Consider the following 23,732-nt stretch of genomic DNA (forward strand, 5'->3'; position numbering starts at 1 on the left):
TCGAAGATTCCTTTGCAGGCGTCTTAAGGTTGGAGCATGGACGTTCTCAGCGACCTTCTCTTCCGCGCGCAAGCCGAGGGCGCGCAGGTGCGGCAACTCATCCACCCGCCGCCGTGGTCGATGACCTATAGTGACGCGCCATCGCTCACCCTGGTGACCGTGTTACGCGGGTCGGCCGTCGTCCGACTCGACGACACCAAGGTGGCCAGGTCACTCGACGTCGAGGACGTGGCACTCATCACCCGGATCGAGCACTACACAATCGCCGACAGCCCGGACACGCCAGAACAGTACGTCATCCGCAACGGACGCAAGTACCTCGCAGGTGAAGGCGAAGTGTCGCCCGACCACGCCGCGGTTGCCGCGCGCACCTATGGCGCTGATTCGCCGGGAGCCTCGATCATGATTCGTGGCACCTACCAACTCACCGGCGATGTCGCAGATCGCCTCCTGGAGATGCTCCCAGAACTCGCGGTCGTGCCCGCTGGAGCGAGGACCGCGCAGATACTCAAGTTGATCACAGCCGAAGCTCGCCTGACCAAACCCGGTCAAGACGCCGTCCTGCGCCGTCTCCTCGACCTACTCCTCGTTGTCGCACTCCGGGAGTGGATCACGCACGGCGATGCGAGCCTGCCAGCCTGGTGTCAAGCCCTGACCGATCCCGACATCGGCGATGCACTCTTCCTCCTACACGAGAATCTCCAACATCCATGGACAGTCGGTGCCTTGGCAGCCAAGATCGGCATGTCCCGCGCCGCATTTGCTGCGCGGTTCACCGACGTCGTCGGTGAACCCCCGATCTCATACCTCACAACATGGCGGATGACGATCGCCGCCGATCAGCTACGGGACACCAATACGCCGATCGCCAGGGTCGCCAAAAACGTCGGATATCAAGACCCCTTCGCGTTCAGTGTTGCCTTCAAACGCGCCCGGAACGTCACGCCGTCGGACTGGCGTCGAAGGAGCCAGGCCGCCAAACCCATCGTGTGAGACACGTGTAGTCAACGTCCTGCCCCGCAACAGCTAACCCCGGAATGGTCAGCTCGCTTATCGGATGAGGTTCCCGGGGTGTTACCGGGCTCGCCGATTCGATACCCGATCTTTTCCGGTGGTCGTTACGGGTTGTCTTCACCACCTCTTCCGTTCTTGTCTTCCCGGTTTCCGAAGGCGATACTGATCGGTGTTCTCGGGGGTAGTTCGCTGGATCGGTGGGGAGTTTCTGTTGAGGCACAAGACAAGCGCGGCCGCTGGTGCCGTGCTGCTGGCGGTGCTCGCCGGTTGCGGCAGCGGAACAGACGCGTCGCGGGAGCCGGATGGGCACGGTGTCGCCGAGCACGGTGTCGCCGAGCTCAGCGCCGCGCTCGATCGCGCCCAGCGGTCCGCGAAAACGGCCACCTTTAGCTATTCGGTCGAGGCGGCGCCTTCGGGGAACAGTGATCCCGAACCCATGAATCCCGGTAACCCGAACGCGCGGGACGCGGCCTACGTCGGGGAACACGGCACTGGTGCGCTCCGGCTCGGTGACCCGCCTGCCATGCGGACCACGGGCGTGGACGTGCACGGCGGGGCCACGCGGCTGGTGTCCGCGGGCGGATCGGTGTATGTGAACACTCCGCAGGACAAGCGCAGTGCCGCCGATCGGCGGCCGTGGCTCAAGATGGGCGCGTCGACCGGGCATTCGACACAGGTCAGGCCGACGACCACGTTGTTCGGCGATGTCCTCGACCCGGCGACGATCGCCGCGAGCATCAAGTCCGCGGGCACCGTCCGGAAAAGTGAACCCGGCACCGTCGACGGCAGGCCTGTCACGCATTACTCGATCCGGCTGAAACCCGGCAAGCTCCTGGGGCCCGGCAAGCTCATGGACCAGAGCGAGGAGCTCGGGTCGATGCCGTCGACCCTGCCCGCCGAGCTCGACGTCGACCGGAACCAGCTCCCGATCAAGATCGCGCTGTCCACGGTGACCCCGGAGTATGCGCTGGTGCGCCTGCGCGCGCACTACACCGACTGGGGAAAGCCGGTCGACATCCAGGCCCCCGCTTCCGGGCAATACGCGAACGTCGATGCCGTGCTGCACAACGAACGGACCGGCGGATCCGCACCGGTCGACTCCTCGCTGCGGGATGTCGAGAAGAAGCTCCGCAAGCAGCTCGACGAGCTCGACAAGGAACAGGGCCACGAGGAGCAGGGGCAAGAGAAGCACCGGGGCAGTGGCGGGAATTGATCCGCACGGCGGTGCACCGCGCGAATGGTTGCTCTGCGTGCCGCTGTCGGCTCAATCCATATCCGCTCCCTTCCGGTCGAAGGTCTCCACGATCCGGGCCGCGAGCACCGACACCGGAGCCGAATCGTCGATGAATGCGCCATCGGGAAAGCTCAGCCGGCCGAGCCGCGCGCCGAGCTCACCCGGCTGCGTCCCTTTGCTGAAGTAGCTCCAGTTCCGTTTCCCCGGCAGGACCGGGAACACGACCGTCTGCTGGCCGGCGCGGATTTCCAGGCTCCGGGCAGGGCCGGTGGATTCCCGTCCGGGATCGGCTACCGGGGGACCGGCCTCCGCGTCGAGCGTGTACCGGCACAAGGTCGCGGCGAGGGCTTCGGCGAGCCGGTCACTCGCCTGCTGTGGCGTGCTCGGTGCACCCGGTCGTGTGCGCGGCCCCGGCGGAAGACGGCAGCCGCTCCACCCCGCGCCCTCGGGCCCGTTCCGCTCCTGATCCACTGCGCTCTCCACGTGCACGCTCCACACCCCTCCGCGCCGTTCCGGTCTCGCTATGATCCCAGGATAGCACGATTTTTCGAACATGTGTTCCCCTGTGTTCGAACGAGCTGCCCGCGGTCAGGAGGCCGCCTCCAGTGGGAGTTCGCCGCCCCGCCAGGTGTCCGCCAGTTCCTGTACCGGCAGGCCGAGTGCTTCGCCGAGGCGGATGATCGTGCCGAATCCGGGGGAGGGCAGCCGTCCGGTCTCGATCTTGCGCAGGGTTTCCGGGGAGATGCCCGCCGCGTGGGCGACCTCGGCCAGTTCGCGCTCCGCCCGTGCCAGGCGCAGCAGCGCGCCGAGGCGCCTGCCTGCTTCGATCTGCTCGGGGGTGAGTGGCTGGCGGACCATGATTCCAGGATAGTGTTGGTATTACTATACCGGCAAGTGTTAGGCTCTTGGTATAACTATACCGGCCCGTGCGGGTATCGTCCCGGTGGCCGGGCCAATCCCGTGACGCGAGGTATCCGTGATCGAACTGAAGACGCCTGCGGAGATCGACCGCATGCACGTGACCGGGCGGTTCGTCGCCGAGATCCTTTCCGAGATCGGCCGGATCGCCGAGGTGGGCGTCAACCTCATGGACCTGGAGCACCACGCGCGCGGCATGATCGAACGGCGCGGGGCGGTGTCCTGCTACTGGGACTATGCCCCGTCGTTCGGTATGGGCCCGTTCCGCAACGTCATCTGTCTCTCGGTCAACGACGCCGTGCTGCACGGCCTGCCGCACGACTACCCGCTGCGCGACGGGGATGTGCTCACCGCGGACCTCGCGGTCACCATCGACGGCTGGGCGGCCGATTCGGCGCGCACGGTCATCGTCGGCACCGCGGCCGAGGAGGATCGGCGGATCATCCGGGCGACCGAGGAAGCCCTGGAAGCGGCGATCGAGAAGGCCCGCCCGGGCAACCGGCTCGGCGATATCTCGGCGGCGATCTGGGAGGTGGCCTGTGATTACGGTTATCCGGTCAACACCGAGTTCGGCGGGCACGCCATCGGCCGCACCATGCACGAGGACCTGCACGTGCCCAACAAGGGCAGGGCGGGTCGCGGCCTGAAGCTCCGGCCGGGCCTGACGCTGGCACTCGAACCCTGGTTCGCCCGCACCACCGACCGGATCATCTTCGACGAGGACGGCTGGACCATCCGCTCGGCAGATGGCTCGCGCACCGCCCACTCCGAGCACACGGTCGCCATCACTGAGGACGGCCCCCGGGTGCTCACCCGGCGCGCGCTGGAGGACCCCGTATCCAAGGGTGCTCCGGAAAACCGGATCGCCACGAAGGAGGTTTGACGGACCGCTCGATCGGCTGCACGGTTCGAGGCTGGGGTACCGCACTGGCAGCGGGCGCACCGCGCGCTGGCACGGAACTGGCACCAGGATCCGCGCACTGGCAGGCTTGGCCCGGATCGGCCGAGTGGAGAGGAACAAGGATGAGGGCTTCACCTGCCGCACCGAACCGGGTACCTCCTAGAGCTCCAGCCGCGGCCAGGACGCGGTATCGCGCAGCAGTTGCCGGTCGTGGCTGGCGAGCACCACCGCGGCCGGGGTCGTGGCCAACGCCTCGGTGAGTTCGTCCACAAGGGACATGGAGAGGTGGTTGGTCGGTTCGTCCAGCAGCAGCACGTGCGGCCGGGCGGCGAGCACCAGCGCCAGGTCGAGGCGCCGCCGCTGGCCGACGGAGAGCTCCCCGGGTGGCCTGCCGATCGCGGAGCGGGGCAACAGGCCGAGCGCGCTCAGCGAAACCGGCTCGGTTCCGGCGAGCGCGTCCTCGAAGACCTCGCGTACGGTCCGCCCGGACCGGTCCGGGGATTCCTGGCTGAGCAGGCCGATCCGCACCCCGCGGCCGCGCTGTATCCGCCCGGTACCGGGTTCGAGCGCACCGGAGAGCAACGCGAGCAGGGTGGATTTTCCCGCACCGTTCGCCCCGGTCACCACGAGCCGGTCGGCCGAACGCAGCAGCAGCTCGCACGGTTGCGGCAGCCGGTTTCCGAGGGTGAGGTCTTCGGCCCGCAGTAGCGTCGCCCCGGAGCGGCCGGGCAGTTCGGGGAACCGAAACCGTTGCGGTGGCGGGGGAATCTCCATGGCGTGTTCCTCGAGCGCAAGCTGTCTGCGGTGCACGGCGCGCACCAGCGCGGGTGCCCGGGTGGCCCTGGTGTGCTTGCCGGTTCCCTTGTCCGGGCGCCATCCGGTGGACAACCGGTTCTGCGCCGAGGAAAGGTCATCGGCCAGCCGCTGCCGTTCGGCCAGCTGGGCCTGATACGCCTGCTCCCACCGGTCCCGTTCGGCGCGATGCCCCGTGACATAACCGGAGTACCCGTCGCCGTAGCTGCGCGGCAGCCCATCGCGGGTGGGATCCAGATCGAGCACCGTGCTCGCCACATCCGCGAGCAGCGCCCGGTCATGACTGACCAGCACCACGCCGCCGGGTTGTTCGCGCAGTGCGCTGCTCAGGTAGTCGAGCCCGCCTGCGTCCAGGTGGTTGGTGGGTTCGTCGAGCAGCAACAGGTCGTGGTGTGCGCCGAGCAGGCAGGCGAGCCGGATCCGGTAGCGCTGCCCGACCGAGAGCCCGGCCAGTTCGCGGGACCGGTCGTCGATCGCGCCGAGCGCGGCCAGGCCGATGTCGACCCTGCGATCGGCATCCCAGGCATCGAGTGTCTCCGCCTCGGCGAGAGCACGGGCGTACTCGTCCGCGGCGCCGGGGCGTTCCCCGGCGAGCGCGTGCGTCGCGGATTCGAACTCCCGCAGGACCGTGCGCACCTCGGCGAGTTCGGTGTCGATGAGTTCGCCGACGGTGCGCCCTTCCGCGCTCGGCATTTCCTGTTCGGCGATACCGAGGCTGCCGAACCGGCGCAGTACCCCGGAATCGGGGGCCAGCCGACCGGCGAGCACGTGCAGCAGGGTGGTTTTGCCGCGACCGTTCTCCCCGACGACGGCGAGCCGGTCACCGGCGGAAACGGTGAGGTTCACCGTGTCGAGCACCGGGTGCCCGCCGCGGGCGAGGCACAGATCGGTCGCGGAAAGATGCGCGCGCGTTCGGGCGCGATGAATTGCCGTGGACATACTTCCTCTTCAGAAACGGGGTGGCGGACAGATGAGTGCCGTGCCACCTGCTCAGAGGAAGTAGAGATGCATGACTTCAACGGTAACAGAGGAAGCGATGGCTCGCTGAGTCAGTTGTCGGACGCCACAGCGCGAGGGCCACACTCAGCGCAGTCCGATGCCGATCAGCCGCTCCGCGATCCCGCCCCGCCAGCAGGCCCGGTCGTGACCGCCGGAGAACTCGTGGAAATCCACCGGGTACCCGCGCGCGAGCAGCACCTCGCGCAGCTGCGCGGTCGGTTCGTCCAGGGTCCGTTCATCGCTGCCCACCTCGATCCCGAAGCGCAGTGGCAGCCGCGGTTTTCCGGCGAACCGGCGCCCGAGTTCTCCTTCGCCGAACCAGAACGAGCCGGACTGGGAGATGACCGCGCCGAACCGCTCCGGTGCGGTGAGCCCGGCGAAGGCCGCGGTGAGCCCGCCGAGGCTCTGCCCGGCGATCACGGTGCGAGCCGGATCCTCGGTGATCGCATGGGTTTCGGCGAGCGCGGGGATCAGTTCCCCGGTCAGGAACGCCACGAACGGCGCGTGGCACTGGTATTCCCGCATCCGCACCGCGCGCGGGCCCGCCTCCGGGAGCACGGCGAGCAGCGGGGGCAGGTGCCCCTCGGCGATCAGGTTGTCCAGGGTGGGCGCGATGTTCAGCTCGTCGGCCCACAGTTCGCCGTCCAGCAGCACCAGCAGTGCGAGTTCGGCGGCCGGTCGTGCCGGGGTGTAGACCCAGGCACGTTTGCGATACCCGAGGATGCGGCTCGGCACCACGGTTTCGGTCACGGTGCCGCGCGGGACGCCGGGCCGTGGCCAGAGAAATCGTTGCGGTGGCGCGTCCGGGAGTTCGGCGATGGAACGCACCGGTTCACCGCCCCTGCTCGGCAGGACGAGCGAGGCGAACGGATCGGGAACGCCCGCCGGCTCCGCGAGTTCGCCCTCACCCGTCTCGTCGGGGGCGAACTGGTAGCTGCCCCGCCAGGTGCTCGGCAGCCGGTAGCTCAGGTGCCACACATCGGTTCCCGGCAGGTGGGCGCACTGGCTGCGGTCGAGTCGTGACCGGTCGGTGAGCTTGTTCACCAGCGCGAGCACCCGAACCGTATCCGGGCCGCCGCGGTAGCAGAAGGTCACGATGCGGTGCGCCGCGCTTTCCGGGCAGGGCTCCACGAGTGGCCCGCCCTCGGCGCCCACGCGGGCCCAGAATCGGGGCACCGCTTGGGTTTCCCCGGCGGCCACGGCCGCGCGCAGTGCCTCGATCGCCGGGCTGCGGGCCGGGCCGGCGGTGACCGCGCGCGCCGAATGCGGTGGCGTGGCACCGTGGTGTGGTTGTCCGGGCGGAAGTTCCGGGACCGGTCCGAGTGCGCGCGGTGGGTCCCGCAGGTCCTCGAGGATCGGTTCGACCGCCGCGGCGAGCGCGTGCATCCGGAACCCGGCGCTCGTCGTGGTGCGCCAGCCGGCCGCCGCGGCGGGATCGGTTTCTCCGGGGAACACGCTGACCGGACAGGAAAGGGGCGCGCGTACACCGTTGCGGTGTGGACCAGGAGGCCCGGAGACGAACAGATGCACCGGATCGCGCAGCCTGGCGGCCAGTTCGTAGCCGGGGATCGCGCCGGAACCGTGTCCGAACACCGCGACCGGCGGACCGGTTCTCAATGCCTCGGCGAGCGCGTCCGGATGCTGGTGCCCGGCGGCGAACAGGCCCACATCCGCGGGCAGCAGCTCCGTCCACGGCGTGAACCACCGTGGCTCACCAAGGCAGACCAGGCACAGCCGTGGGTTCGGGGTCATGGTGAGCGCGTGCAGCATGCACACAGGTTAGCCTTGCCTAATGTATAGACGATCAGTGGTGAGATGGCGGGTTCGTGGCGTCGTGGTGCTCGCGGGCGCGCTGCTCGCCGGACGCGGATCGGGACCGCGGCACGAGTCGAATGGCAGGCAGCTCACCGACGGCACCGCTGGTCTACCTGCGCAAGAGCGGAACCGGCGACCGGCGGGCCGCGCTCGGACAACCCGGTGGGGTCGGAAGGTGTTCGACGAACACGCTCGCCGCGGCCAAGCGCGGGAACACCCGAGTGTGATGTACGCCGAAGGACCGGCGGCCGCAGTGGTCAGCGCGCTCGGGCTGCGCCGTCCGCCCGCGCAGGACCGGAAGGGGCCGGGGCGCAGCGTCGCGGTGAGCCTGGAGAACGTTCGCGAGTTCGGCGCGGTCACCGCGGGGCACGTGGTCCCGGTGGACGGCACGGCGGGGACTCGCCCGCGGCGGGATCGCCGAGGACATCCGCACCGCCCTCGGCTGAGCGAACTGTCAACGCGATCCGGCGTAGGTGCTCACTCTGTCAATTCCGGTCCGCGGTGATTTCGGCGAGGATCGGGGTATGGACGCAGAGCGGGTAATCGAGGACGACCGTCGGCACGTGCTGCACTCCTGGTCGGCGCAGGCGAAGATCAATCCGGTGCCGATCGAGTGGGCGCGGGGCTCGACCATCGCCGACTACGACGGAAACGAATGGCTCGATTTCGCCTCGCAGCTGGTCAACGCGAACCTCGGGCACCAGCACCCGGACATGGTCGCCGCGATCAAGGAGCAGGCCGAGCGGCTGTGCTACATCGCCCCGTCCTTCGCCAACGACGTGCGCGGCAAGCTCGCCAGGATGATCGCCGAGCGCGCGCCCGAGGGGCTGAACACGGTGTTCTTCACCAACGCCGGTGCGGAGGCGAACGAGAACGCGATCCGGATGGCCCGGCTGCACACCGGGCGGCACAAGGTGCTCTCGGCCTACCGCTCGTACCACGGCGGGACGAGTACCGCGATCACCGCGACCGGGGACCCGCGCCGCTGGGCCTCGGAGCAGTCGGCGACCGGGATCGTGCATTTCTTCGGTCCCTACGCCTACCGCTCCGGGGTGGACGAGGAGACCGAGTGTGCCCACGCGCTCGCGCATCTGGAGGAGGTCATCACCCTCGAGGGCGCGCACACGGTCGCGGCGATCCTGATGGAGACCGTGGTCGGCACCAACGGCGTGCTCATCCCGCCGCCGGGCTACCTGCAGGGCGTGCGGGAACTGTGCGACCGGCACGGGATCGTGCTGATCGCCGATGAGGTCATGGTCGGTTTCGGCAGGCTCGGCGAGTGGTTCGCGGTCGACCTGTTCGACGTGGCCCCGGACCTGATCACCTTCGCCAAGGGGGTGAACTCCGGCTATGTCCCGCTCGGCGGGGTGATCCTCTCCGATGCGATCGCCGCGGGCTTCGCCGAACAGCCCTATCCCGGCGGGCTCACTTACTCGGGCCACCCGCTGGGTTGCGCTGCCGGGATCGCCTCGATCGAGATCTTCGAACGCGAAGGCATCCTGGAACGGGTGCGCGATCTCGGCGAGCGCGTGGTGCGCCCGGAACTGGAGCGAATGGCCGCGGCCCACCCGTGCATCGGCGAGGTGCGCGGACGCGGGCTGTTCTTCGCCCTGGAACTGGTGCGGGACCGGGAAACCCGGGAACAGCTGGTGCCGTTCAACGCCGCGGGCCCGGACGCCGCGCCGATGACCGAACTGCTCGGGGCGTGCAAGAAACGCGGGGTGTGGCCGTTCACCCACTTCAACCGGCTGCACGTGGCCCCGCCGCTGGTGATCACCGAGCAGGAGCTGCGCACCGGGCTCGCCGCCATCGATGAGGCGCTCGCTGTGACCGACGGGTACGTACGGCCGTGAGCGAGCGTGCGAGTGAACCGAGGGCACAGCACCCTTGGCGAGCGGCGGAACCGAGCGTCGGCGAGGTGGCGACGTGACCACGTTCCGGCTGGCCTGCCTGCAGACCGCGGGCAGCCCGGGCGATCCCGAGGCGAACCTGGCCGAACTGGACGAGTGCGCGGCACGCGCCGCGGGCTCCGGGGCGGATCTGCTCGTCACCCCGGAGCTGTTCCTCACCGGCTACGACATCGGCGATGCGGTGGCCGAGCTCGCCGGGCAGCCGCTGATCGAGCGTGCCGCGGAGATCGCGCGACGGCGCGGGATCGGGGTGCTCGCCGGTGCGCCGCTGCAGACCGAACGGGGCATCGCCAACGCCGCGGTGCTGCTCGGCGAGGACGGTGAAACGCTTGCGGTGCACCACAAGGCGCAGCTGTTCGGCGAGCTGGACCGCAAGCTGTTCGTCGAGGGAACCGAACCGGTGACCATCGCCGAATTCCACGGTATGCCGATCGCCATCCTGATCTGCTACGACGTGGAGTTCCCCGAAACGGTGCGGGCCGCGGCACTGGCCGGGGCGAAACTGATCGCGGTGCCCACCGCGCAGATGGAACCCTTCGCGTTCGTCGCGGAGACCGTGATTCCGGCCCGTGCCTGGGAAAACCAGGTCTACGTCTGTTACGCGAACCACACCGGAAGCGAACGGGACACCGTCTATGTCGGGCGCAGCAGCATCGTGGCACCCGATGGTGAGAGGCTCGCCTGCGCGGGCACCAGACCGGCCCTGCTGCTCGCCGAACTCGATCCGGAACGCGTGGATCGGGCCCAGCTGGAGAATCCCTATCTCACCGATCTGCGCCGAGATCTCTATCGGTAGCGAGGTTTTCATGAACAGGACCGACGGCAACGAGGCCGTCCGCCCACCCGTGCGGGCACCGGAGGAGGAATCCGGGCGGTTGCACGGGCGGCTCGGGGTCACCGCGATCGTGTTCATGGTGATCGCGGCCGCCGCCCCGCTGACCGTGATCGGCGGGAACGCCCCGCTGGCGATCAGCGAGGGAAACGGGGCGGGTGCCCCGGTCGGGTTCCTCATCGCCACCGTGGTGCTGCTGGTGTTCTCCGCGAACTTCGTCCGGATGACCCCGCACGTGCACTCCGCGGGTGCCTTCTTCGCCTATATCGAACGCGGACTCGGCAGGATCGCGGGCGGGGGCGCGGCGTTTCTCGCGCTGCTGGCCTATACCGCGCTGCAGGCCGGAATATGGGGCTATCTGGGTGGCGCCTTCTCCTCGCTCATCGAGCGCTACACCGGATACGCGCCACCATGGTGGGCCTGCGCGGGCGTGGTGCTGGTGCTGGTGGCCTTCCTCGGTTACCGGCACATCGAGCTCAGTTCGAAGGTGCTCGGCGTCGCGCTGGTGTGCGAGCTGGCCATCGTGATCGCCATGGACACCGCGATCTTCGCCAGCGGTGGGGCGGATGGGATCAGTGGGGCGAGCTTCACCCCGACGGTGATCTTCTCCGGCCCGCTCGGCATTGCGGTGCTGTTCGCCGTCACCGGGTTCGTCGGTTTCGAGTCCACCGCGGTTTTCCGTTATGAGGCAAGGAATCCCGATCGCACCGTGCCCCGGGCCACCTACATCTCGGTGCTCGTGATCGGGGTGTTCTACGCCATCTCCAGCTGGGCGATGGTGGAAGGCTGGGGCGTCGAGGCGATCAAGGACCGTGCGGTGGCAAACCCGGACGACCTGATGCTCGGCACCGCGCAGCGCTATCTCGGCGCGGTCGCCGGGGATGTCATGCAGGTGCTGCTCATCTCCAGCCTGCTTGCCTGCGTGCTCTCCTTCCACAACATCGTCGCCCGATACCAGCACGCGCTCGCCGGACGGGACTGGTTGCCCGCGAAACTCGGTGCGGTGCACCGCAGGCATGGCTCGCCCGCGAACTCCTCACTGGTGCAGAGCGCGACGGCCGCACTCCTGATCGCCGTGTTCGCGGTGCTCGGCCTCGACCCGCTGACCCAGATCTTCTCGCCCATGGCGGGGATCTCCACCCCGGGCATCGTCACCCTCATGCTGGGCACCACGGTCTCGATGCTGGTCTTCTTCGCCAGGAACCGGATCGGCTCCCGGTGGCGGCTCGTGCTCGCTGCGCTCGGGGTGCTGGTGCTCGGCGCGACGCTGTGGCTGGTGATCACCAACTTCCCGCTCGTCGTCGGCGCCGGGGGCACGGTGGCCATCGTGCTCGGCGTGATCCCGGTGCTCGCGATCCTCCTCGGCTGCGTGGTCGCCGCTCGCCGGGGAAAGCGGGCATGAGCGGAAAACTCCGGATCGGGCTGGCCGGACTCGGGCGCATGGGGCGCATCCACGCCACCAATCTCGCTTCCCGGTGCGCCCGCGCGGAGCTCGCCACGGTGTTCGATGTGGACAGTGCGGCGGTGCACCGGATCGTGGAAGAGCACGGGGTCACCGGGGTGGACAGCTTTGACCGGTTGCTGGAAACGGACATCGACGCGGTCGCGATCACCACGCCGACCGGAACCCACGCCGAACTCGCGGTCGCGGCCGCCCGCGCGGGAAAGCACGTGTTCTGCGAGAAACCCCTTTCGCTCGACCGGGAGGCCGCGGTGCGCGCCATCGCCGCGGTCGAGGCCGAGGGCGTCGCCTTCCAGATCGGTTTCCACCGCAGGTTCGACCCGGACTGGGTGGCCGCGACCGAGCGCATCCAGGCCGGGGAGCTCGGCGAGATCGCGCTGCTGCGTACCTCGCTGCGGGACATGGCGGCGCCGAGGGCGGAATTCCTCGCCGGTTCCGGGGGACTGTTCCTCGACGTGACCGTTCATGATCTGGACACCGCGCGCTGGATGGCCGGGGAGATCATCGAGGTGAGCGCGCACGGGTCGGTGGTCTCCGATCCGGGCCGCACCGGGATCGGAGATGTGGACACTGCGGTCGTGGTGCTGCGCTTCGCGAACGGGGCGCTCGGGGTGATCGACAACAGCAGGACGGCCGGATACGGCTACGAGTGCAGTACCGAGGTGCTGGGGTCACTGGCCACGGTGCGCATCGATCATCCGCAGTTGCGGCACTACGAATGGCGCACTCCGGGGCAGGCGTCCACTCCGCTGGTGCGCGATTTCGAGCAGCGCTATCCGTTCGCCTATGCCGCCGAACTCGACGCGTTCGCGGATGCGGTGCGCACCGGGACACCGGTACGGGCCGGTGGTTCGGATGCGCTCGCCGCCTTCGATCTGGCGACCGCGGCCGCCCGGTCCTGGCGGGAGGGACGCGCCATTCCGGTGCGGTGCACCGAATCCGGCTACGCGCTCGGCTGATCGGTCCACAAGGGGCGGTCGTGGAAACCGAAACCGCCGCGGACCGGCACCGGTCCGCGGCGGTTCTCGATTCCGCTTCGGTCAGGACTTCGCGGCAGGCTCCCCTTTGGACCCGCTCTTACTCTTGGCCCACACCCCGGACACGATCGCGACGACCACGATCGCGCCGACGATGTCCAGGATCCAGCGGAACCACGGAACGCCGCCGTTGGCGTTCTGGTAGCCGATCGCCGCGGCCACCAGATTGCCCAGGAACGCACCGACGATTCCGGACAGGATCGTCAGCCACCAGGGGATGTTCTGCTTACCGGGCAGGATCGCCTTGGCGAGCAGGCCGAAGATCAGTCCCGCGACGATCCAGCCCAGGATGCTGCCGATACCGCTGAACAGATGCATAGGAACACTCCATTAGGTGAGGCAGTTGATCACGGTCGGTGCCGTGATGGTGGCACTACTGTGTGCTTCCTGCAAAGCCGGAATGCGGGTTATGGGTGATTCGTGATCAAGTTGAGGCCGCATCCCGCACGGCCTTCCTCGCCTGCGCGTACAGCTCGGCGATGCTGGGGTGCTCCCCGGCCTCGAGTCGCCGCGTCCATTCCTCGAAGGTGATCCGCACCGTGGTGTTGAGCACCGCGACCACGGCCTTTGCCTCGAAGGCGTGCCGACCGACCCCCAGCGCCTCGGCGAGCTTGGCGGTCACCCGTTCGCCCCGTTCCAGATCGGCCCGCAGCATCGCCTGGATCAGCGCGGGTTCGGTCGCGGCGAGGCGGCGCATCCGCAGCACCCGGCGCGCCATGGCCGTGCTCCCGGTGTCGAGCTCGGCGATCCCGTCGGCGAAGGCCTGCTCGAGTGCCTTGACCGGATCCGTGCCGAGCCGGTCCGGTTCGAGCGCGGCGTCCACGGAATCGTCCACCTCGGTGCCGCCGAGCAGTACCGAGGCTTCTTTGGTCGCGGAGTACCGGAAAAACGTCCGCGGGGAGATTCCGGCGCGCTCGGCGATCTGCTCGACCGTGGTGTGTGCCACACCTTGTGACTCGAACAGGTCGAGTGCCGCCGCGGCGATTTCGCGTTCGGTGTCGCGCTTTCGCCTGGTCAGTAGGTCGGGGTGGTCCCGATCGGTCATCGCACCTCCAGAATCCGCGCCTGATGGTAACGCGAAATTGCATGGCACTGACTGCCACGGTGACGTAATCTGTCGACACCGAAGACTTTGCTTTCAGGAGGTTCTGTGTCCACATCCAGACCGGCTGCCGAGAAGGCTCCGGCCGGGGCCATGGGATTGATCGCGCTGCTGTTGGCGGCGGCGTTCGTGATGGTGCTGAACGAGACGCTGATGAGCGTCGCGTTGCCGACCCTGATGAAGGATCTGCACCTGTCCGCGACCACCGGTCAGTGGCTGACCACCGGTTACATGCTGGTGATGGCGATCGTGATCCCGACGACCGGGTTCCTGCTGCAACGGTTCCCGATGCGGCGGCTGTTCGCGGTGGCGATGTCGCTGTTCTTGCTCGGCACTCTGACCGGGGCGCTGGCCAATGGCTTCTTCATGCTGCTGATCGGCCGTGTGCTGCAGGCCGGCGGCACCGCGTTCATCCTGCCGCTGCTGATGACCACCGTGATGACGATGATCCCGGAGCAGCGGCGCGGACGGATCATGGGTTCGATGACGATCGTGATCGCGGTGGCGCCCGCGGTCGGCCCCACTCTTTCCGGATTCATCCTGAGCAAGCTGGACTGGCACTGGCTGTTCTGGGTGGTACTGCCGTTCGCCGCGCTCGCGTTCATCGCCGGGGTGTTGCGGATGCGCAGCCCGGAAACCCTGACCGAGGCCAAGGTCGACCCGTTCTCGGTGGTGCTCTCCGCGCTCGGGTTCGGCGGCCTCGTCTACGGCCTGTCCAGCATCGGCGACTCCAGCGGCAGCGCGTTCATCTCACCGTGGCTCGCCCTCGGGATCGGGATCGCCGCACTGCTCGTGTTCGGCGCCCGGCAGTTCGTGCTGCAGCGCACCGACCGGGCACTGCTGGATCTGCGCACCTTCCGCAGCTCCTCGTTCGTGCTGGCGTTCGTGATGATCGCGGTGAGCATGATGGCGATGTTCGGCAGCATCATCGTGCTGCCGCTGTACCTGCAGAACGTGCTCGGCGAGGACACGGTCACCGTCGGGCTGGCCACGCTGCCCGGCGGGCTCGCGATGGGTCTGCTCGGACCGGTCATCGGACGGCTGTTCGACCGCTACGGGCCGCGTCCGCTGGTGATCCCCGGTGCGGTGGTGGTCAGCGCGGCGCTGTGGGTGATGACCAGCTTCGGCGCGGGTACTCCGCTCGGCTACGTCATCGCCACCCAGACCGTGCTGATGGCCGCGATCGGTGCCATGCTCACCCCGCTGATGACCGTGGCGCTCGGCTCGGTGCGCAAGGAGCTGTACTCGCACGGCAGCGCGATGGTCAGCACCGTGCAGCAGCTCGCGGCCGCCGCGGGGTCGGCGCTGTTCGTCACCGTGATGTCCAAGTTCACCACCCCGATCGGTCCCGGGAACGGCCCGGAGGCCGCGGTCGCCGACGGCGTGCACGCGGCCTTCCTGTGCGGCGCGGTGATCTCGCTGGTCGCGCTGGTGCTCTCGGTGTTCATCCGGCGCCCTGCGAAACAGGACGACGAGGCGGCGGGCGAAGAGCGACCGGCGATGGCCGCGCACTAGGAGAATCGTTCGAGCGGGCTTGCGTGGCAGATGGCGGCCCGAGCTGCCGACCGGGTTATCAGCGACTCCGCCGCTGAAGAAAAACAGCGCCGTGGCGCGCCGCCGGGGTTGGGGGAGGGAGCCTACCGGCGGCGCGCCACGGCTTCATCTGGGATGTGGCTTGGGGACCGCGACGCGCCGCCGGAATGCTGGAAGGAAGGAAGGTCGTCCGGCGACGCGCCGCGGGGTTCTAGGGGGATGGTGCGGGGTTCGCGTGCTCCTCGGGATAGTGGTCGGTGCGGGCCCGGCTCGGTACGAGAAAGATGGCGCCGAGACCGAGCACGGCGACCACGGCGAAGAACCAGAACCCGAAGGGGTAGGCGATCCCGGCCGTGACGAGCGCACCGGTCACGAACGGTCCGACGATGGCGCCGAGCCGCCCGATGGCCGAGTTGAGCCCGAGTGCGGTACCCCGGGATTCGGCGGGGAAGGACTGCGCGACGTAGGCGAAGATCAGCACCTGCGCGGAGAACACGAAGATCCCGGTCAGCAGCACCACGAGGTTGAGCACGAAGCTGTTCTCCATGCGCACGCTGAGCAGGGCGAGCAGCACCGCGGCGATACCGAACCAGGTGAGCGCGGTCGGTTTGATGCCGCGCCGGTCGGCGAGGTACCCGGCGAGCAGCAGCCCGATCACCGCGCCGATGTTGAGCACCAGCAGCAGGGTGATCGAGGTGGACATGGCGTAGCCCGCGGTGCGCATCAGCTGCGGCAGCCAGGTGTTGAGCCCGTACACCAGCAGCAGACCCATGAAGGAGCCTGCCCAGGTCGCGAGGCTGATCCGGCGGAACCGGGGCGCGAGCACGGCACGCATGCCCTGGCGCTCGCCGCCCTTCTGGCGCACCGAATCGCGCACCGAGAGGTAGGCGCTCGATTCGGGCAGCCGGAACCACATCACCGCGGCGAGTACCAGTCCGGCGATCCCGCCCGCGTAGTAGAGCACCTGCCACTGCCCGAGCGCGGCGGCGAGCAGCGAGGTGAGTACCGCGCCGGTGTGATACCCGGTCATGGTGATGGTGCTCGCGGTGGCCCGGCGCTTGGCCGGAAGGTGCTCGGACATCACGGTCAACGCGGTCGGCATGCAGGCGCCGAGCCCCAGACCGGCGAGGAACCGGAACACGCTGAAGGTGACCACATCCGGGGCGAGCGGCACGATCAGGGTGAACACCGAGAACAGCAGCACCGAAGTGAGCAGTACGCCGCGGCGGCCGAACCGGTCCGCGAACGGTCCCATGCCCGCGGCGCCGATCGCCACCCCGATCAGGGCGACCGTGGCGATCGCGGTCGCGCCGGCCGCGGTGAAACCGAGATAACCGCTCTTGAGCACGATCGGGATCGTCACTGAGAAGGCGACCAGGTCGTAGCCCTCGAGCAGGACGGTGAGCCAGCAGAGGATCGCCGGCCACCCCGACCGGTCCGTCTGCGGTGTTGGCGCCATTGCCGTGCTCCTTCGAATCAGGCGGGCGCGGTCAGCGCCGTGTCCACCTGGATCAGGCGCGGGCCGTCGGCGTCCTTGGCCAGCAGCGCGCGCAATTCCTCTTCCTCGGTCACCGAGTCCGCGGGCACCCCATACCCCTCCGCGATCTGGGTGAAGTCGAGCCCCGGAATGTTCACCCCGGGGACATCGGGCACATCGAGCAGATCGGCGAACCACTGCAGCGCGCCGTAACTTCCGTTGCGCAGCAACACGAAGGTCACCGGTACCCGGTGGCGGGCCGCGGTCCACAGCGCGCTGATGCCGTAGTTGGCCGCGCCGTCCCCGATCACGCCGAGGAAGGGCCGGTCCGGACGGCCGATCCCGGCGCCGACCGCGGCCGGGATGCCGAAACCGAGCCCACCGGATGCGGGGAAGAAGTACGAGCCGCCCTTGCGCAGATCCATCTGCCGCCACCAGGCGGAGTTGGTCGAGGTGGACTCGACGATGTACCCGGTATCGGCCGGTTGGGTGTCCCGCAGCGCGGCGAACACCTGCTCGGGGTGCAGGGCGTTCTCGGCGACGGCAGGCTCGGGATTGGGCAGGTAATTCTGCTCATCGTTGCCGCGCTGCGGGCACCGTCCGAGCATCGCGTGCATGACCGCGCTCGGATCGGCGACGATCGCCTCGCCGAACGGTGCCCGTGCGGCGGCCTCGGCGTCGTCGGTGACCTGCACGAGATGGGCGCCCTCGGGGAGGTAGGCGCCGGGCTCGTGCTGGTGGTAGCGGAAGACCGGGGCACCGAGCACCAGGATCAGGTCGTGCCCGTCGAGCTCCTCGGACAGCGAGGAGATCCCGGCGGGCAGTACCCCGCGGAAGAGCCGGTGCCGGTTGGGGAAGGGGAGTCGGAAGGCCGAGGGGGCGGCCCAGGTCGGCACGTCGAGGTGTTCGGCGAGCGCGACGGCCGTGTCGAACAGGCCCGCGGTGTCGATGTCCCCGCCGAGTACGAGTGCCGGGTTCTTCGCCGATTCGAAGCGGGCCACCAGATAGGCGAACTCCTCGGTGCTCGCCGCGCTCGCCCTGCTTATCGAGCGACCGAGAACCATCCGCGCGTTCTCGTCCAGCTCTACATCCCAGTCGTCATAGGGAATCGAGAGATAGGTCGGCCGTTTGCGCATCCTGGCCTCGAACACCGCCTGGGCCAGGGAACGCGGCACATCCGCTGCGCAGCTCGGTTCGCCGGACCAGCCGACCAGCGGGCGCATCAGCGTGGTGGCGTCCACATTGGCGAGCATTCCCTCGAGGCCGATCACCGGGCGCACCTGCTGGCCCGCGGTGATCACCAGTGGAGAGCGGGAGTAGACCGCGTTGGTCAGCGCGCCGAGCCCGTTGCCCGAGCCAGCGGCCGCGTGCAGGTTCACCAGCGCCGGTTTCCCGGTGACCTGGCAGTATCCGTCGGCCATCCCGACCACCGCGCCCTCGTGCAGGCCGAGCACGTAGCTGAAGCGATCGGGCAGCCCGGTCAGGAACGGCAGCTCATTGGAACCCGGGTTGCCGAATATCGTGGTGAGCTCGTTGCGCTCGAGGAACTCGTGCGCGATGTGGCGAGCCGTCGGCATGGGTTCTGCTCCTGTCCGAATTGGTCCGGAGAATCCGACGATAAGGGCACTTGCGCACCGTGATCCAATAGATACGGTCAGGACGCCGTATCGATGGGGTCTATATGCGGGATTTCGATCTGAACCTGGTGCGGACCTTCGTGCTGCTCTACGAGACCCGCAGCGTCACGGCCACCGCCGAATCACTGCACCTCACCCAGCCGACGGTCAGCTATGCGCTGCAGAAACTCCGGCGGCGCTTCGGCGACGAGCTGTTCCGGCGCAGCGGTGCCGGGCTGGTGCCCACCACAACGGCGCGCGATCTCTACGAACCACTGCACACCGCGCTCGCCGGGATCGAGTCGACTGTCAGTGACTCCGTCAGCTTCGATCCGGCCACCGCGCAGACGGCGTTCACCCTGTGCCTCTCCGATCTGGGCGAGGTGTCCCTGCTGCCCCCGCTGCTCGCCGAGATCAAGACCCGTGCGCCCGGGGTGACCTTCACGGTGCACCCGCTGGATGTGAGCGATGTGGAGGGCAGGCTCGGCCGGGGCGAGATCGACGCTTTTATCGCCACCCCGCTGATCAGCTCCCGCCGGGTGGAACGGGTCCCGCTGTTCCGGGAAGGACACGTCGCCCTGGTCGCCGAGGACCATCCACGGCTGCGCGGATCCCGGATCAGCCAGGCCCAGTTCGAAACCGAGCGGCACGTGACCGTTGTCGGGCCGGCCGGACACGACGGACCGCGCAGGGCACTCGAACTGCGCGGGCTCACCGGCCGGATCGCGCTCCAGGTCACCAGGTACTCCTCGCTGCCGTACCTGGTGCAGCGCACCGAACTCGTCGGGATGGCCCCGCGCAGGCTGGCCGAGGTGTGGCGGAACGAGAACCGGGTCCGGCTGCTCGAATTGCCCTTCGAACTGGAACCGATCCTGGTGAGCGCCTACGCCCGCCGCACGCATTCGCGCAGTCCCGCGCAACAATGGCTGGTCGATTTCATGCAAGAGGTACTCGGTTAGAATCTGCCCGGTGACGACGCCCGAGACGCTCAAGGTACTGAACCAGGTCTTCGGCTACGACGAGTTCCGGGAAGGCCAGCGGGAGATCGTCGAGCACGTCAGCGGTGGCGGCGATGCGCTCGTGCTCATGCCGACCGGGGGCGGGAAGTCGTTGTGCTACCAGATTCCCGCGCTCGTCCGGGACGGCGTCGGCGTGGTGATCTCCCCGCTCATCGCGCTCATGCAGGATCAGGTCGACGCACTGCGCGCGCTCGGGGTACGGGCCGGTTTCCTCAACTCCACCCAGGCCCCCGATGAGCAGCGCATGGTGGAGAAGGAGTTCCTGGCTGGCGAACTCGATCTGCTCTATCTCGCCCCGGAGCGGCTGCGGGTGGATCAGACGATTCGCTTGCTGGACAACGGAAAGATCGCACTGTTCGCCATCGACGAGGCGCATTGTGTCTCCCAGTGGGGCCACGATTTCCGGCCGGACTACCTGGAACTGTCCCAGCTGCACGAGCGCTGGCCACAGGTGCCGCGGATCGCGCTCACCGCGACCGCGACCGAGGCCACGCACGCGGAGATCGCGCGGCGGCTCGGGCTCGAGGACGCGCACCACTTCGTGGCCAGCTTCGACCGGCCGAACATCCAGTACCGCATCGTGCCCAAGAACGAACCGCGCAAACAACTGCTCGAGCTGTTGCGTACCGAGCACTCCGGGGACGCGGGCATCGTCTACTGCCTGTCCCGCAAATCCGTCGAGGACACCGCGGAATTCCTGGTGCGCAACGGAATCGATGCGCTGCCCTATCACGCGGGGCTGGACGCGGCCCAGCGCGCCGAGCACCAGTCACGGTTCCTGCGCGAGGACGGGCTCATCGTGGTGGCCACCATCGCCTTCGGCATGGGCATCGACAAACCCGATGTGCGGTTCGTGGCGCACCTGGACCTGCCCAAGTCGATCGAGGGGTACTACCAGGAGACCGGCCGCGCGGGCCGGGACGGGCTCGCCTCCACCGCCTGGCTCGCCTACGGGCTCCAGGATGTGATGCAGCAGCGCAAACTGATCGACAACTCCGAGGGCGATGCCGCGCACCGGCGCAAGCTCAGCGCGCACCTGGACGCGATGCTCGCGCTGTGCGAGACCGTGGAATGCCGCAGGGTGCGGTTGCTCGCCTATTTCGGGCAGCAGGGACTGCCGTGCGGGAACTGCGATACCTGCCTTGCCCCGCCGGAGTCCTGGGACGGCACGGTCGCCGCGCAGAAACTGCTGTCCACCGTGGTCCGGCTGGCCAGGGAACGGCGGCAGAAATTCGGCGCGGGCCAGATCATCGACATCCTGCTCGGCAAGAAGACCGCCAAGATCGGCCAGCACGCGCACGATGAGCTCAGCGTGTTCGGGGTCGGCACCGAGCTCACCGACTCCGCCTGGCGCGGAGTGGTGCGCCAGCTGCTGGCCATGGGACTGCTCGCGGTCGAGGGCGACTACGGCACCCTGGTCACCACCGAAGCCAGCGAGGAAGTGCTCTATCAGGGGCGCACGGTCTCGCTGCGCACCGAACCCAAGCGTGCCTCCAAGGCAGCCAACGCCGCCAAATCCGGGAAGGCGGGCCGGGGCGCCGAGGCGGAGCTGCCCGAGGAACTGCGCCCGCTGTTCGAACGGCTGCGCGCCTGGCGGGCCGCGACCGCCAAAGAACAGGGCGTGCCCGCGTACGTGATCTTCCACGACGCCACCCTGCGCCAGATCGCCACCGAGCAGCCGGCCAGCCTGAGCGAACTCGGTGCGATGAGCGGGATCGGCGAGAACAAGCTCGCCAAGTACGGGGAATCCGTACTCGAAACGTTGACTGCGGAATAACTATCCTGATCAGACTCGCGTCGCGGTGCGGGTGGCGGAACGCCGCCGCGGTGCCAGCGGACAGCTGGGTGACAGGCGGCTCCGCCGCTTCAGGACACAGTAGTCAGCCGCCGAATAGCTATCCCCCGAGCGCCGCACTGGCCGCGGCCGCGATGGCGAGCAGGCGCTGATCGGTGTGCGCCCTGCCGAGCAGTTGCACGCCGACCGGGAGACCGGATCCGGTGTGCCCGGCGGGGATCGAGATCGCGGGGATCCCGGCGACGGCGGTACCGAAGGTGTAGCGGATGAAGGTCTCGAAGGTGTGCTGTTCGCGGCCGCCCAGCAGCATCGTCTGGTGCTCGGTCAGCGGGATGGCCGGTGCGGGGGTCGTCGGGGTGAGCAGCACGTCGACATCCCGCATGGCCTCGTCGATTCCGGCCTTGATGCGCGCGGTGTCCCGGCGTTCGGTGTCCAGATAGATGTGTGCGGGCACCGGGTTTGCGTCCGGGCCGACCTCGCCCGCGAAGGTGGCGCGCAGGTCCGCGCCGAACCGGTCGAGCACTTCCTCGAGCACGATGGGCGGCTCGACCTTGGCGAAGTATTCCTTGGTGAGCACCACTTTCTCCGGGCCGACCATGCGGAATCCGATATCGCTGCCGTGTTCGATCCCTTCTATCGCGCAAGGCACGAGCTGGGCCCCGTGTTCGGCAAACCGGGCCGCGGCGGATTCGGTGATCCGGTCGACCTCGGGATCGTTGTCGGTGGCGAAGTATCCGCGCGGTACCCCGATCCGCAGCCCGCGCAGGGTGTCCGCTCCTGCCTCGACCGGGTCCGCGATGCGCCCGGTGAGGACGGCGAACAGCAAGCCGGCATCGGCCACGGTGCGCGCGATCGGCCCGCTGGTGTCGAAGCTCCAGGACAGCCGGGTCACCCCGGTGTCGTCCACGATTCCCATGGTCGGGCGCAAACCGATCACCCCACACAGCGCGGCGGGGATCCGCAGCGAACCGCCGGTGTCCGTGCCGAGCGCGACGGGGACCATCCCCGAGGCGACCGCGGCCGCGGAACCACCGCTGGAGCCGCCCGCGATGCGTTCGGTGTCGTGCGGATTGCGCACCGGGCCGTAGTGCGGGTTGGCCGAGGTGATGCCGAAACTTCCCTCGTGCATATTGGTTTTGCCGAGTAGTACCGCCCCCGCGGAGCGCGCCGCGCGTACCGGGGCCGCGTCCGCGCGCGGATGCCACTGATCCAGCACGCTCATCCCGCTCGTGGTGCGCACCCCCGCGGTATCCATGTTGTCCTTCACCGCGAACGGAATCCCGTGCAGTGGGCCGAGTTCCACCCCGCTCGCGCGCTTGCGGTCGCATTCGGCTGCCTGGTGCAGCGCCTGTTCGGCGGTGACGGTGAGGAAGGCGTTGCAGCCCGGGTTGAGTGCCTCGATCCTGGCCAGATACCCCTCGGTCAGCTCCAGCGCGGACACGTCCCCGGAACGCAGGCGCGCGGCGAGTTCGGCGATGGTGGCTGTCGCGAGCTCTGGATGCGGTGCGGTCATCGAGTTCACTTCCGGCGGCGTCATTGGGCAGGCGTAGCCGGAATCCTAACCGGGTTCCCCCGTGTGGCGGCCGGTTCGGCACTGTGATGTGCGCGGCGCGCCCTGGAGGTTTCGATTTCCTTGGTGAATACAAAGAACGGCGGGGTGGCACCAGCCGGTACCGCCCCGCCGCCCCTGGGAAAGTCTTACACCGCGCTCACGCCGGTGGCCTGCGGGCCACGGTCGGACTGTGCGACCTCGAACTCGACGCGCGCGTTCTCGTCAAGGCTACGGAAACCGTTGCCCTGGATCTCGGAGAAGTGCACGAAAAGGTCCTTGCCACCCTCGTCGGGGGTGATGAAACCGAAGCCCTTTTCGGCGTTGAACCACTTCACGGTTCCCTGTGCCATACTTGAAATCTCCATACATATTTGAATCGTCGGGCATTCCAGTGAATGCTCGGGTCACGCGCACGACTCGGGAGATTCCGGAGGAACCCCGACACGCCCGCTCAAATCCTTGCGTAGCGTTCGGGTAAACGGACACACAAAAATCATCGAACCGATACCAGTTGAACACAGGTTCGGGCGAGCGTCAAGTCGGAGCGTGGCCGTGTTCGGGTGATGCGGACGGGCGCGGCCGGTGCTACGTTCCCGGCAACTTGTCGTTCTCAGCTGTGAAATCCGTGTTTCTCCCATCGAGCGGAGTCCCAATGCCGACCTGTCCGCCGCACGGCGCGGCGCGTATAATCGCGGATATCGAG

Annotated in this window: 21 protein-coding genes; 11 read left to right on the forward strand and 10 right to left on the reverse strand. The window is 68.4% G+C overall.

The window, feature by feature from the left end; translation table 11 throughout:
* Positions 1 to 36 precede the first annotated feature (36 nt).
* Complete coding sequence (locus tag A37U_RS0112770) at positions 37 to 993, forward strand: AraC family transcriptional regulator (protein WP_020497035.1); 957 nt, start codon at positions 37 to 39, stop codon at positions 991 to 993.
* A gap of 232 nt (positions 994 to 1,225) precedes the next feature.
* Positions 1,226 to 2,227: an SCO4651 family lipoprotein gene (locus tag A37U_RS0112775; RefSeq protein ID WP_157182799.1), complete on the forward strand. Its 1,002-nt coding sequence runs from the start codon at positions 1,226 to 1,228 to the stop codon at positions 2,225 to 2,227.
* Between the two features lie 51 nt (positions 2,228 to 2,278).
* On the opposite strand, the gene A37U_RS0112780 is transcribed toward A37U_RS0112775, so the two are convergent.
* Together A37U_RS0112780 and A37U_RS0112785 are read right to left on the reverse strand one after the other, a co-directional pair.
* A complete protein-coding gene (locus tag A37U_RS0112780; protein WP_157182800.1) occupies positions 2,279 to 2,731 on the reverse strand; it encodes a hypothetical protein in 453 nt (150 codons plus the stop codon).
* 105 nt (positions 2,732 to 2,836) lie between these two features.
* Positions 2,837 to 3,106, reverse strand: a complete 270-nt coding sequence (locus A37U_RS0112785) for a helix-turn-helix transcriptional regulator (protein ID WP_020497038.1) — start codon at positions 3,104 to 3,106, stop codon at positions 2,837 to 2,839.
* A 118-nt stretch (positions 3,107 to 3,224) separates the two neighbouring features.
* On the opposite strand from A37U_RS0112785, the gene map reads away from it, so the two are divergent.
* Positions 3,225 to 4,049: a type I methionyl aminopeptidase gene (map, locus tag A37U_RS0112790; RefSeq protein WP_020497039.1), complete on the forward strand. Its 825-nt coding sequence runs from the start codon at positions 3,225 to 3,227 to the stop codon at positions 4,047 to 4,049.
* Between the two features lie 177 nt (positions 4,050 to 4,226).
* On the opposite strand, the gene A37U_RS0112795 is transcribed toward map, so the two are convergent.
* Both A37U_RS0112795 and fes read right to left on the reverse strand, forming a co-directional pair.
* Complete coding sequence (locus A37U_RS0112795) at positions 4,227 to 5,819, reverse strand: ABC-F family ATP-binding cassette domain-containing protein (RefSeq protein WP_020497040.1); 1,593 nt, start codon at positions 5,817 to 5,819, stop codon at positions 4,227 to 4,229.
* 144 nt (positions 5,820 to 5,963) lie between these two features.
* A complete protein-coding gene (gene fes / locus A37U_RS43425; RefSeq protein ID WP_020497041.1) occupies positions 5,964 to 7,649 on the reverse strand; it encodes an enterochelin esterase in 1,686 nt (561 codons plus the stop codon).
* A gap of 220 nt (positions 7,650 to 7,869) precedes the next feature.
* Here fes and A37U_RS51460 point away from each other — a divergent pair, with 220 nt between their 5' ends.
* From A37U_RS51460 to A37U_RS0112825, 5 genes are all read left to right on the forward strand, one after another.
* Positions 7,870 to 8,199 (forward strand): hypothetical protein, encoded by a 330-nt coding sequence (locus A37U_RS51460; protein ID WP_157182801.1) that lies wholly within the window; start codon positions 7,870 to 7,872, stop codon positions 8,197 to 8,199.
* A gap of 19 nt (positions 8,200 to 8,218) precedes the next feature.
* Positions 8,219 to 9,547 (forward strand): aspartate aminotransferase family protein, encoded by a 1,329-nt coding sequence (locus tag A37U_RS0112810; RefSeq protein WP_020497043.1) that lies wholly within the window; start codon positions 8,219 to 8,221, stop codon positions 9,545 to 9,547.
* A 73-nt stretch (positions 9,548 to 9,620) separates the two neighbouring features.
* Positions 9,621 to 10,400, forward strand: a complete 780-nt coding sequence (locus A37U_RS0112815; RefSeq protein WP_020497044.1) for a carbon-nitrogen hydrolase family protein — start codon at positions 9,621 to 9,623, stop codon at positions 10,398 to 10,400.
* A 10-nt stretch (positions 10,401 to 10,410) separates the two neighbouring features.
* Positions 10,411 to 11,838, forward strand: coding sequence for an APC family permease (locus tag A37U_RS0112820; RefSeq protein ID WP_020497045.1), 1,428 nt, complete (start codon positions 10,411 to 10,413; stop codon positions 11,836 to 11,838).
* Positions 11,835 to 12,857, forward strand: coding sequence for a Gfo/Idh/MocA family oxidoreductase (locus A37U_RS0112825; RefSeq protein WP_020497046.1), 1,023 nt, complete (start codon positions 11,835 to 11,837; stop codon positions 12,855 to 12,857). The genes A37U_RS0112820 and A37U_RS0112825 overlap by 4 nt, the downstream gene beginning before the upstream one ends.
* Positions 12,858 to 12,938: 81 nt before the next feature.
* Here the strand turns inward: A37U_RS0112825 and A37U_RS0112830 are convergent, their stop codons facing one another.
* Positions 12,939 to 13,253, reverse strand: a complete 315-nt coding sequence (locus A37U_RS0112830) for a GlsB/YeaQ/YmgE family stress response membrane protein (RefSeq protein ID WP_020497047.1) — start codon at positions 13,251 to 13,253, stop codon at positions 12,939 to 12,941.
* A 106-nt stretch (positions 13,254 to 13,359) separates the two neighbouring features.
* The gene (locus A37U_RS0112835; protein ID WP_020497048.1) at positions 13,360 to 13,980 is read right to left on the reverse strand and encodes a TetR family transcriptional regulator; all 621 of its coding nucleotides are present in this window, start codon (positions 13,978 to 13,980) and stop codon (positions 13,360 to 13,362) included.
* A gap of 105 nt (positions 13,981 to 14,085) precedes the next feature.
* Between A37U_RS0112835 and A37U_RS0112840 the strand changes: the two genes are divergently transcribed.
* On the forward strand, positions 14,086 to 15,552 hold the full coding sequence (locus A37U_RS0112840) for an MDR family MFS transporter (RefSeq protein ID WP_026197167.1): 1,467 nt from the start codon (positions 14,086 to 14,088) through the stop codon (positions 15,550 to 15,552).
* Between the two features lie 229 nt (positions 15,553 to 15,781).
* Here A37U_RS0112840 and A37U_RS0112845 read toward each other — a convergent pair whose 3' ends face one another.
* Together A37U_RS0112845 and mdlC are read right to left on the reverse strand one after the other, a co-directional pair.
* Positions 15,782 to 17,029 carry an MFS transporter gene (locus tag A37U_RS0112845; protein WP_020497050.1) on the reverse strand — a complete coding sequence of 416 codons (1,248 nt, stop codon included), beginning with the start codon at positions 17,027 to 17,029 and terminating at the stop codon, positions 15,782 to 15,784.
* Positions 17,030 to 17,046: 17 nt separating this feature from the next.
* Positions 17,047 to 18,624, reverse strand: a complete 1,578-nt coding sequence (mdlC, locus tag A37U_RS0112850; RefSeq protein WP_020497051.1) for a benzoylformate decarboxylase — start codon at positions 18,622 to 18,624, stop codon at positions 17,047 to 17,049.
* A gap of 104 nt (positions 18,625 to 18,728) precedes the next feature.
* Here mdlC and A37U_RS0112855 point away from each other — a divergent pair, with 104 nt between their 5' ends.
* Positions 18,729 to 19,622: a LysR family transcriptional regulator gene (locus A37U_RS0112855; RefSeq protein ID WP_020497052.1), complete on the forward strand. Its 894-nt coding sequence runs from the start codon at positions 18,729 to 18,731 to the stop codon at positions 19,620 to 19,622.
* A gap of 10 nt (positions 19,623 to 19,632) precedes the next feature.
* Positions 19,633 to 21,459, forward strand: coding sequence for a DNA helicase RecQ (recQ, locus tag A37U_RS0112860; protein ID WP_020497053.1), 1,827 nt, complete (start codon positions 19,633 to 19,635; stop codon positions 21,457 to 21,459).
* A gap of 118 nt (positions 21,460 to 21,577) precedes the next feature.
* On the opposite strand, the gene A37U_RS0112865 is transcribed toward recQ, so the two are convergent.
* Both A37U_RS0112865 and A37U_RS0112870 read right to left on the reverse strand, forming a co-directional pair.
* Positions 21,578 to 23,014 (reverse strand): amidase, encoded by a 1,437-nt coding sequence (locus A37U_RS0112865; protein ID WP_020497054.1) that lies wholly within the window; start codon positions 23,012 to 23,014, stop codon positions 21,578 to 21,580.
* 161 nt (positions 23,015 to 23,175) lie between these two features.
* Complete coding sequence (locus A37U_RS0112870; RefSeq protein ID WP_020497055.1) at positions 23,176 to 23,379, reverse strand: cold-shock protein; 204 nt, start codon at positions 23,377 to 23,379, stop codon at positions 23,176 to 23,178.
* Positions 23,380 to 23,732 lie beyond the last annotated feature (353 nt).

The sequence above is a fragment of the Sciscionella marina DSM 45152 genome, assembly GCF_000379465.1.
Taxonomy (GTDB): domain Bacteria; phylum Actinomycetota; class Actinomycetes; order Mycobacteriales; family Pseudonocardiaceae; genus Sciscionella; species Sciscionella marina.